General features: G+C 66.2%; 12 protein-coding genes. 4 read left to right on the top strand and 8 right to left on the bottom strand.

Annotation, left to right across the window (positions count from 1 at the left end; all coding sequences use genetic code 11):
• Nucleotide 1: 1 nt before the first annotated feature.
• The 3 genes from ACAH01_RS05165 to ACAH01_RS05155 form a co-directional block, all read right to left on the bottom strand.
• Nucleotides 2-418, bottom strand: a complete 417-nt coding sequence (locus ACAH01_RS05165) for a hypothetical protein (protein ID WP_372480469.1) — start codon at nt 416-418, stop codon at nt 2-4.
• The gene (locus ACAH01_RS05160; protein ID WP_372480468.1) at nt 418-1,095 is read right to left on the bottom strand and encodes a halocyanin domain-containing protein; all 678 of its coding nucleotides are present in this window, start codon (nt 1,093-1,095) and stop codon (nt 418-420) included. Before ACAH01_RS05160 ends, ACAH01_RS05165 begins: the two co-directional genes overlap by 1 nt.
• 61 nt (nt 1,096-1,156) lie before the next feature.
• A complete protein-coding gene (locus tag ACAH01_RS05155; protein WP_372480467.1) occupies nt 1,157-2,020 on the bottom strand; it encodes a hypothetical protein in 864 nt (287 codons plus the stop codon).
• 114 nt (nt 2,021-2,134) lie between these two features.
• Between ACAH01_RS05155 and ACAH01_RS05150 the strand changes: the two genes are divergently transcribed.
• Nucleotides 2,135-2,620, top strand: coding sequence for a hypothetical protein (locus ACAH01_RS05150; protein ID WP_153554099.1), 486 nt, complete (start codon nt 2,135-2,137; stop codon nt 2,618-2,620).
• Nucleotides 2,621-2,639: 19 nt separating this feature from the next.
• Here ACAH01_RS05150 and nth read toward each other — a convergent pair whose 3' ends face one another.
• Together nth and ACAH01_RS05140 are read right to left on the bottom strand one after the other, a co-directional pair.
• Nucleotides 2,640-3,326, bottom strand: coding sequence for an endonuclease III (gene nth / locus ACAH01_RS05145; protein WP_372480466.1), 687 nt, complete (start codon nt 3,324-3,326; stop codon nt 2,640-2,642).
• Nucleotides 3,327-3,589: 263 nt separating this feature from the next.
• Nucleotides 3,590-4,051: a redoxin domain-containing protein gene (locus tag ACAH01_RS05140; protein WP_372480465.1), complete on the bottom strand. Its 462-nt coding sequence runs from the start codon at nt 4,049-4,051 to the stop codon at nt 3,590-3,592.
• Nucleotides 4,052-4,160: 109 nt separating this feature from the next.
• Here ACAH01_RS05140 and ACAH01_RS05135 point away from each other — a divergent pair, with 109 nt between their 5' ends.
• Both ACAH01_RS05135 and ACAH01_RS05130 read left to right on the top strand, forming a co-directional pair.
• Nucleotides 4,161-4,694, top strand: coding sequence for a GNAT family N-acetyltransferase (locus ACAH01_RS05135; RefSeq protein ID WP_170095082.1), 534 nt, complete (start codon nt 4,161-4,163; stop codon nt 4,692-4,694).
• Between the two features lie 33 nt (nt 4,695-4,727).
• Nucleotides 4,728-6,170, top strand: coding sequence for an RtcB family protein (locus ACAH01_RS05130; protein WP_372480464.1), 1,443 nt, complete (start codon nt 4,728-4,730; stop codon nt 6,168-6,170).
• A gap of 82 nt (nt 6,171-6,252) precedes the next feature.
• Here the strand turns inward: ACAH01_RS05130 and ACAH01_RS05125 are convergent, their stop codons facing one another.
• Both ACAH01_RS05125 and ACAH01_RS05120 read right to left on the bottom strand, forming a co-directional pair.
• Nucleotides 6,253-7,395 (bottom strand): acyl-CoA dehydrogenase family protein, encoded by a 1,143-nt coding sequence (locus tag ACAH01_RS05125; protein ID WP_372480463.1) that lies wholly within the window; start codon nt 7,393-7,395, stop codon nt 6,253-6,255.
• Nucleotides 7,396-7,456: 61 nt separating this feature from the next.
• Nucleotides 7,457-7,846 (bottom strand): hypothetical protein, encoded by a 390-nt coding sequence (locus ACAH01_RS05120; protein ID WP_170095085.1) that lies wholly within the window; start codon nt 7,844-7,846, stop codon nt 7,457-7,459.
• Nucleotides 7,847-7,979: 133 nt separating this feature from the next.
• On the opposite strand from ACAH01_RS05120, the gene ACAH01_RS05115 reads away from it, so the two are divergent.
• On the top strand, nt 7,980-8,780 hold the full coding sequence (locus ACAH01_RS05115; RefSeq protein WP_208626726.1) for an RIO1 family regulatory kinase/ATPase: 801 nt from the start codon (nt 7,980-7,982) through the stop codon (nt 8,778-8,780).
• 6 nt (nt 8,781-8,786) lie between these two features.
• Here ACAH01_RS05115 and ACAH01_RS05110 read toward each other — a convergent pair whose 3' ends face one another.
• Nucleotides 8,787-9,668, bottom strand: a complete 882-nt coding sequence (locus tag ACAH01_RS05110; protein WP_170095087.1) for a DMT family transporter — start codon at nt 9,666-9,668, stop codon at nt 8,787-8,789.
• Nucleotides 9,669-9,697: the final 29 nt, after the last annotated feature.

Raw genomic sequence — 9,697 nt, 5'->3', positions numbered from 1 at the left:
GTTATTTCTTGTAGTAGGGGTAGACCGCTCGCTTGATGCTCTCGATAGGATCGTCGCCGCCGAAGGACTCGCCGTCGACGTCTTCCTCGCGGATGTAGAGGTCTTCCCACTTGCGACGACGCTTCTTGACGATCATCACGTCCGGGAGGAACTCTTTGCGATACAACAGCATGATGAACGCGAGATCGATGAAGATCACGGTCAACACGCCACCCATGAACATGTTGGCGTTGATGATCCGTGCTGTCAGGGACGGCCCGACACCCGAGGCCCAGCCCGCGAGGATGCCGTAGGTGAACAGGCCGACGAAGACGACCTCGATGATCGTCAGGAGGACGATCCCCAGGGCCGCCGCCGTACTCTCTCGTGGCTGTTCGTAGCGATGAATGTCGCCGTAGTTAGAGCCTGTCGATGACATCAGTTGTTCCCTCCTTTGGTGTTGGCCGATTCACCGTACTTCAGCAGGTAGAACGTAAAGATCGTCGAGACGACCATCGCGAGACCCGCACCGATACCGACCCAGTGGGGCTGGATGGGCACACCGGCTTCCTCCGGGTCGAGCGTCTCGACGCCACCGCCCTCGCCGCCAGAGCCACCGCCCGCGGTGGCGTAGTCGGTCCCGACGACGATCGCCCCTTTCATGTTGAGGCTCTTGTGCGGGGAACAGTAGTACGGGTAGATGCCGTCCTCCTCGAAGGTGTGTTCGTACTCGACACCGGTCGTCTCGACGGCGCTCCCGGAATCGAGTGGACCTTCGCCCTCGGAGACGACGTTGTGTCGCCCGCCTTCGCCGGTCCACTCGAACTTGACGGTCGCGCCGTTGTCGACGTGGATCGCCGGTGGGCCGAAACCGAAGGCACCGCTGTTTGCCTGGGTGCCGACCTTGACGGTCGCCGAATCCTGGCCCGTCGCGTCGACGGTTTCGCCGTCGAAGTTGCTCACGCTGCTTAACCAGTCGCCGTAATCCGGTGGGCCGCCACTGCTGCCGCCATCGCCGCCTTCCTCTTCCTGGGCGACGGCAGCGCCGGTGGCGCTGGCGGCCGCGGAGGCCCCAGCGACACCCCCGGCAGTCCGGACGAACTCCCGCCTATTCATAGACGTGCGAAACTCAGGACCGAATTTGTATAAACCCACCGAATACCGCCAGCAGGCACCGTTATCCTTCGTGTTGACCGTCCTCACTCTCCCCGGAACCGTCGGGTTCCAGCGCCGGCACGAACTCCGGACGCTCTCCGTCCGAGAGGCCGATCGCCCGGAGCCGATCGCGGTACTCCTCCGAGCGGAACTTGTCCGAGAGGCGGGCGTTGGCGACCACCAGGAAGAGCACGAGCGCGATCGCCAGGAACGCCAGTCCGGCGACGATCAGGAGGACCGGGCTCGCACCTTCACCGCCGATCTGACCGGCGGCGGCCAGGATACCGCCGCCGATCAGCACGAGTCCGGCGAGCAACTGGACACCGGCGATCAACTGGAGCATCCAGTTGCCCAGTTCGTTGCCGCCCTCGGGGACCTCCTCCGGTTCGGGGAGCGGATCGTCGCTGGGCGGTTCCGGCACGTCGTAGTCGTCCATCGAACAGAGCGCGACGGTCGGCTTCACGTCGCGCAGCACCGTCCCGTGTCCCTCGACGGTCCCGTCGGGAAAGACCAGCGCGTACCCCTCGTCGGAGTAGGCGAGCACGCGCTGGGGGTCCGTGTGGCGTTCGACGCGGGCGAACACCTCGCGCGTGGCGACGCGCGAGCGGAGGTCGTCGGCCACCCGATCGAGCAACTCACCACCGGTGATCCAGCTCTCCTCCTCGAAGGCGACTTCCCACTCTTCGGCGGTCATCTTCGCCATGTCCTCGGGGCCGAAGTCGTCGAAGTCGTACTTCTCTTCGACTTCCGCCCGGAGCGCCTCGACCGACGCTTCGTCGGTTGCTGGCCCGGACGACTGCTCGTCGTCGGCGTCGATCCCGCTGTCGGCTGTCGCCCCCTGCTGGTCGGCTTCGTCTCCCGGCGGCGTCGATTGCGGGTCGGCCATGTGGCGACGCTAGGTCCCAAAGGCTCTTGTGCTTTCTGACATCACCGCTGTCGCCGTCCGGCAACGCGGCCGGGTCTCCGGCACGTTTTAGCGCGGGCTTTCCCTAGGTGGGGTATGCCGGTCTCCGACGCCCTCGTCGCGACGATCGTCTTCCTGGCCGTGACCGCGAGTCTCCCGTGTTTCCTCTACGGCGCGTACTACATCATCGAGACCGAGCCCGTCACCTGGGGCGTCCTGATGCACCACCTGAAGTTCGTCGTCACCGGCCTCGTGTTGACGACGGTGCCGATGTTGGGCTGGATGCTCCCCCGGCTGCCCGACCAGTTCGGCGGGCTCTCGGCGCTGCACGCCGTCCTCGGACTGCAGGCCTACGCGATGCTGCTGTTCGGGATGACGGGGATCGTCCGCATCTTCGGGGCGAAGTACGAACACGACCTCTACGAGGAGTACGATCAGGAACTGCTGCTCGACGAGATCGGGGGCGACCGGATGGACCACTGGCGCAGTCGCCTCCGGATCGGCGTCTTCGGCTACGTGATCTTCTGGCTGCTCGCCTACGTGGTCGGCGTCGTTCGCTACGTCATCAGATACCTGCTGTGACGGGCCGACGCGCACTCGATCACGACCAGGGCTCGCCGCTGGCGAGGTCCACGTCGCCGTCGCCCTTCTCGGACGGACAGATGTCGGCCAGCACGCAGTCGCCGCAGTCGGGATTGCGAGCGTCACACACCGCGCGGCCGTGGTCGATCAGCAGGTGTGTGAACTGCTGCCACTCCGACTCGGGGACGACCGGCATCAGGTCTTCCTCGATCGCTTCGGGGCGCTCTTCCTTGGTCAGTCCCAGCCGTCGCGTGATGCGCTGGACGTGCGTGTCGACGACGATCCCCTCGACCACGTCGTGGCCGTGCTGGAGCACGACGTTGGCCGTCTTGCGCCCCACGCCCGGCAGGTCGGTGAGCCCGGACATGGTGTCTGGCACCGCCCCGTCGTACTCCTCGACCATGATCTGGCCGGCCGCCGTGAGGTAGCCGGCCTTGTTGTTGTGGAACGTGATCCCGTAGATGTCCTCGGCCAGTTGCTCCTCGTCGGCCTCGGCGTAGTCACGAGCGGACTGGTACTTCTCGAAGAGGTCTGCGGTCACTTCGTTGACCCGTTCGTCCGTACACTGCGCCGAGAGGACGACGGCGACGAGCAGTTCCAGACGACTGGTGTAGTTCAGCGAGATCGCGGAGTCGGGATACTCCTCGTGCAGTCGCTCGATGACTTCCTCGGCCTGTGCCTCCCGCGTCGCGAGCGTCGTGCCCATAGGCGTGGCTCGGTCTGGCGAGGCTTGAGCGATTCGACTCTCGTACTCGTCGTGGCTCCTGTGAATGCCGACGGAACGACTGCGAACAACCAGAAAGTCCCACCCTTCGGCTGGCCGGTCGGCCGACACTGGTGGGATTTTCATACGACCGGCTGTACATCTGTGACCGATTTCGCCACCCCGAGGTGGCGAAGATCTTCACGAAGGTACAGCCGGCAGTATCAGGAGACGACAACTGTGACGCCGATCACGTTGTCGACAGTTCAGATCGATTCGAGCGCTCCGAGCACGTCGTCGATCGGCGGATCCGCGGCCGGGTCCTCGGCCCGCCACGCGAACCGGAACCGACAGGACCGGTCGACGACGAACAGTGCGCGCCGAGGCCGCCAGCCGTCGGGCGTCTCCGCGAGGGCGTCGTACCGCTCGGCGAAGAATGCGTTCGGGTCCGCGAGCAGCGGGAACGGGAGATCGAGGTCCGTGGCCAGCGCTTCGACGGTGTCGAGGTCCGCGATCCCGACGCCGAGCACCGAGAGCCGGTCGATCGATCGCGACCAGTCGACGGCGGCGAGATCACGGAGGAGCGCCGTCCCGGACTCGTCCGCGCCGAGGAAGGCCACCACGACCGGGGCCTCGTGGGCCGCCGCGGAGAGGCGATAGGTCTCGTCGCCGTCGGCGAGCGGTCGCGGGAGGTCGAAGTCGGGAGCGGGGTCGCCAGCGTCGAGCATACCCCGACGGAGGAGCGACCGGCACAAGAAAGCGCGGTGTGTCCAAAGACGCGATAACACACACCACGCCGGGGAAACACTCAGGTGTGTCTCGCCGGTGGGTTGGCGTATGCCCGGCCCACTGTTCATCGACGGCGACGGCGTCGAGTTGCGGACGATCGAACGCGAAGACCTCGACTTCTGTCGGCGGACGCTGAACGATCCGACGGTCCGTCCGGGACTCGCCGCGACCGATCCGCTGACCAGCAGCGCCGAAGAGGAGTGGTACGAGCGCCACGTCGTCGAGGGAGACGACGTACACCTGCTGGTCTGTGACGACGGCGAGCCGGTGGGGACCGTCGGTCTCAACGGCGTGAACGAGACCTTCGGCAACGCGGAGCTTGGCTACTGGATCGCCCCCGACTACCACCGGAACGGCTACGCGACGGCGGCGGCCCGAGCCCTCGTCGACTACGCGTTCACGGAGCGGCGGCTCCACAAGGTGTACGCCAACGCCTTCGCGTTCAACGAGGGCTCTCAGCGCGTCCTCCAGAAGGTCGGCTTCGAGCGAGAGGGCGTCCACAGAGAGCAGGCGTTCGTCGACGGCGAGTACGTCGACGTGTACCGCTACGGCCTCCTGGCACCCGATCACACGGCACCGTGAGGTTCATGCGCGCGAGCGGAGTACCTCTCGCGTATGATCGAACTGACGGGAGACCACACCACGGCTCGGGTCATGGTCGAGGACGAGTCGCTTGTCGAGGAGAACTGCCTCGACCAGATCCGGACGCTGATCGACCACCCCGCGTTCACCGAACCGGTCCGCGTGATGCCAGACACCCACTGGGGAGCCGGCGCACCGATCGGCTTCACGATGCCACTCGGCGAGCGCATCGTCCCCAACATCGTCGGCGTCGACGTGGGCTGTGGGATGGCCGCGACGAAGCTGGGTTCGACGCTCCCGCTCTCGGACGCCGAACGCGAGCGCCGCGTGCGCGACGTGATCCCGATGGGGCAGGCCGTCCACGACTACGACGACGCGGTCCACCTGATAGAGGCGTTCCCCTTCGAGCGGGCCAACGAGGTCTTCGAGGCGTTCACGGCCAGCTTCGAGGAGCAGTTCGGCACCGCGATCGATCCCCTGGAGTTCGACTTCGACGGCTACGACGCCGACTACTTCGAGGACCTCTGTGAGCGGGTGCTGGCCCAGCAACGCCAGAGCATGGGCTACGTCATCCGGGGCGTCGGGACGCTTGGCGGTGGCAACCACTTCGTGGAGTTCGCTCGCGCCCAGACGACCGGGGACTACTGGCTGATCGTCCACAGCGGCTCGCGATACCTGGGCAAGTCGGTCGCCGAGTACTGGCAGGGCAAGGCGACCGAGCGGCGCAACGTCGCGACGATCCGCGAGTCGCTTCCGGAGCGGTACCACGAGTACCTGAAGTTCGACCCCACGGCCGTCTCGGATCGAGACCTCTACGAGTGGGTCACCGGCGGCAAGGGCGAGTCTCACCTCCGGAAAGACGCCATCCGCGAGGCGTTCGACGGCGGCGAGATCGAAGCCGTCTTCGACCGCCTCGGCGACCTCCGGCCCGACAGTGGCGACCGCAACACCGATCTCGACTACCTGGCGGGTCGCGAGGCCCACGGCTACTACGTCGACATGCTGTTCGCCCAGCAGTACGCCCGCTGGAACCGCGCGGTCATGTCCGACCGGATCTGCGAGGCCATCGGCGTCGAGCCCGTCGAGCGGTTCCAGTCGATCCACAACTACGTCGACTTCCGCGACCTGACGATCCGCAAGGGCGCGACGCCGGCCCGCGAGGGCCAGCGACTGATCGTCCCCTTCAACATGGCCGAGGGGTCGCTGCTGGCACGCGGGCGGGGCAACGACGAGTGGCACGACACGGCCCCCCACGGCGCGGGCCGCGTGATGGGCCGGGGCGAGGCCCACCGCACCGTCGACATGGCGGACTTCGAGGCGGCGATGGAGGGCGTCTACTCCGAGTCGGTCGTCGAATCGGTCCGCGACGAAGCCCCGATGGCCTACAAGTCCGCCGACGCCATCGCCGACGCCATCGAACCGACCGCCGAGGTCGAAGACTGGCTCGACGCCGTCCACAACCTGAAGGCGAAGTGATACTACCGGCTGTACATCTGTAACCGATTTCGCCACCCCGAGGTGGCGAAGCTCGTCACGAACTGACAGCCGGCAGTACGAGTTACAGTCCCAGTTCGCGTCCCAGCACGAGCCGCTGGATCTCGCTGGTCCCCTCGCCGATCTCCATCAGCTTGGCGTCCCGGTAGAACCGCTGGGGTGCGAAGTCGGTCGTGTAGCCGTACCCACCGAGCACCTGGACGGCGTCCTCGGCGACCTCCCGGCAGATCTCGCTGGCGTCGAGCTTGGCCATCGAGGAGAGGCGTCCCACGTCCTCGCCCTGATCGTACTTCGTCGCGGCCTTGTGGGTCAACAGACGGGCGCGTTCGATCTTGCGGTCCATCTCGACGAGCATGTCCCGGACGGCGTCGAACTCGCCGATTGGCTGGCCGAACTGCTCGCGCTCTTTGGCGTATTCGAGGGCGGCTTCGAACGCGCCCTGTGCAAGTCCCACGGAGAGGGCGGCGATGGAGATACGCCCGCCGTCCAGGGTCTTCTTCGTCTGCTCCCAGCCGTCGCCGGGCTCGCCGAGGAGCCTGTCTGCCGGAATCCGGCAGTCGTCGAAGCGGATCTCACAGGTCGGGGACGCGTTCAGCCCCATCTTCTCCCACTCCGTCGTCACTTCGAACCCGTCGTCGGCCTCGGGATCGACGAGGAAGGTCGAGATACCGTCGTAGCCCGCACCCGGTTCGGTGACGGCCTTGACGACGAGCGAGCCCGCGACCGAGGCGTTGGTGATGAACTGCTTGGTGCCGTCGAGGACCCACTCGTCGCCCGCTCTGGTCGCGGTCGTGCTCATGTCGCTGGCGTCGCTCCCGCTCTCTGGCTCGGTCAGCGCCCAGCCACCCAGATACTCGCCCTCGGCCAGGGGCCGGAGCCAGCGCTCGCGCTGTTGGTCCGTGCCGAACAGCTCGATCGGCTTCGAGGCCAGCGAGACGTGGGCGGCATAAGAGAGCCCGATCGAGCCGGACACCCGGCCCAGTTCCTCGGTCACGAGGGCGTACATGAGCTGGTCGCCGCCCAGTCCGCCCCACTCCTCGTCGATGGGGACCCCCATCACGTCGAGTTCGGCCAGCTGATCGAAGATCTCGGCGGGGAAGCGGTGCTCGTCTTCGATCTCCTGGGCGATGGGTTCGATCTCGGCCGCACAGAACTCCCGGACCGAATCGCGAATCATCCGGTGTTCGTCGGGGAGGGTAAAGTCCATATCGCTGCCTTCGAGGCGAGCGAACATATAGCATGGTGACGACAGACCGATGAGGCGGGCGCTACGCGGTAGCCGCGTTCAACCAGTCGATTGCGTCGTCGACGGACTGGAACGCGCGGATCTCCTCGATGGAAGGAGCGTCGATCTGCTGCTCGACAGCCATGGTCTGGAGGTTCTGTCCGACAATAGCCAGATACTCCAGCCCCGTCGCCTTCGCCGCCTCGTTCCATCCTTCGGAGATGAAACTCTGGATCTGTCCGTCAACCACGACGCTGTCCGGGAAGACGGAGATGGTACCGACCTTCTGTGCTGGCTCGTGGGTCGCGACCCATGCTTCGTTTATCGCTTCCATCGTCTCTACGTCACCGCTCCACGACCGAAGGTCCCAGACAACAAATTCGCCGTGGTCGTCCGCGTCGACAGGAACGTCGTACGAGTCGAGAGATTTCATTACATAATGACGGTGTTGAAAGTGAGATAATAAGGATTTGGGAGCAAGTACAAGGACTGAAAACAAAAGTGTATCATATTATATGTTTTTCGGCGTCAGAACCGCTTTGAGTGTGGCCCCCCTCGGTACGCTCATGGCGTTTCGACGGTTCCTGCGCGGTCGCGTCCCCTGGGAGACCCTGGAGGGCGTCGCCGGGGAGATGTGCGAGCGGTACGACGAGCCGTCGGTTCGCGTCGAGTTCCTCGACGCGGACAACTGGCTGTCGACGCCGATGGCCGTCGACGATCGCTGGTTCGTGAAGCTGATCACCGAGCAAAACTCCCTGGTCCACGCGCTGTTGACCGCCGGCCGGAACCTCGGGGCCTTCTCCTCGGGGACCGAAGGCTTCTTCGAGCACTTCGGGACGCCCTACGAGATGGCCGACCACGAGCTGGCGGCGACCCGAACCATGCGCGAGCTGGGAGTGAACGCGCCCGAGCCGATCGAGGCCTTCGAGTACGAGGGCCACGGGGTGCTCGTACTGGAGTACATCCCCGACTTCGCCGTCCTCGAAGAGCTGTCGGACGAGACCGCGAGCGACCTCGCACCGGCCGTCTTCGACTTCCTCCACCGAATGCACGACGCGGGGCTCGCACACGGGGACTTCCGGGCCGAGAACGTCCTCGTCGCCGACGGCGAACTGTACTTCATCGACGCGACGAACGTCCGTGACGGTGCGATCGACGACGCCCGATCCTACGATCTCGCGTGTGCCCTGGGTGCGTTGACGCCCCTGACCGGCGGGCGGCGGGCCGTCGACGCGGCCGCCGACCACTACACGCCCGCAGAGTTGCTCGCGGCCCGCGAGTTCCTCGATTTCGTCAACATCCGGCCGGACCACGACTTCGAGGCCGCCGGACTCAAAGGTGAGATCGAGAAACTCGCAGAGCAGTAGCGGCGATCACTCCGACGACCGCGCGGTCAGCGTGATCCCGGCCAAGACGACCGCTCCGCCCGCGACGGTCCACGACGACGGCACTTCCGTGAGCAAGAGCAACGCCAGGAGCGCGCTGCCCAACGGTTCGCCAAGCAGCGTCACGCTGACCAGGCTCGATTCGACGTGGGCCAGCGACCAGTTCACGAGGGTGTGTCCGAGGATGCCGGGACCGACGGCCATGCCGAGAAAGAGGAGCCACTCCCGGCTCTCGTAGCCCGTCAGCGGGAGGCCCTGTGCGAGGACGACCGCCAGCAGCGCCAGCGCGGCGACGCCGTAGACGACGGTGACGTAGGGGAGCAGGGGGAGTCGCTGCCGCAGCGACCGGCCGGCGAGGACGTAGCCGGCGGCCATCAGCCCGCCGACCAGCGCGAGGGCGTTGCCGTACAGCGGTCGCGGGCCGACGGCCGTCCCGCCCAGCAGATCGCCGAGGGACATGACGACGATCCCGGCGATCGCGACGACGACTCCCAGAACCGTCCGCCCGGTCACGCGCTCGTTCAGGAGGAGCCACGCGCCCGTGACGACGAAGATCGGCTGGGACTGGACGAGCGTGACGCTGGCGGCGACGCTGGTCCACGAGAGGCTCTCGAACCAGGTCGCGAAGTGTGCTGCCAGCGCCACCCCCGTGAGGCCGGCGGCCAGCAGGTGCCGTCCGGAGAGGTCGCCGAGCGCGTCGGCGTGGCGAGCGAGCAAGAGGGGAGCCAGCAGCGCGGTCGTCAACAGGACCCGATAGAACGCGGCGACGACCGGCGGTGCCGTACTCCAGCGAATCAGGATCGCGCTCGTGCTGATCGCGACGACCGCGACGGCGAGCGCGAGACGCGGCCGAGAAACACTGTCGCTCACGGCCGTACGTGGAACAGCGATGGCTTGAA

Source organism: Halomicrobium sp. HM KBTZ05 (genome assembly GCF_041530035.1).
Taxonomy (GTDB): domain Archaea; phylum Halobacteriota; class Halobacteria; order Halobacteriales; family Haloarculaceae; genus Halomicrobium.
The sequence above is the reverse complement of the archived record's forward strand: the minus strand, read 5'-3'. Positions and strand labels throughout refer to the sequence as shown.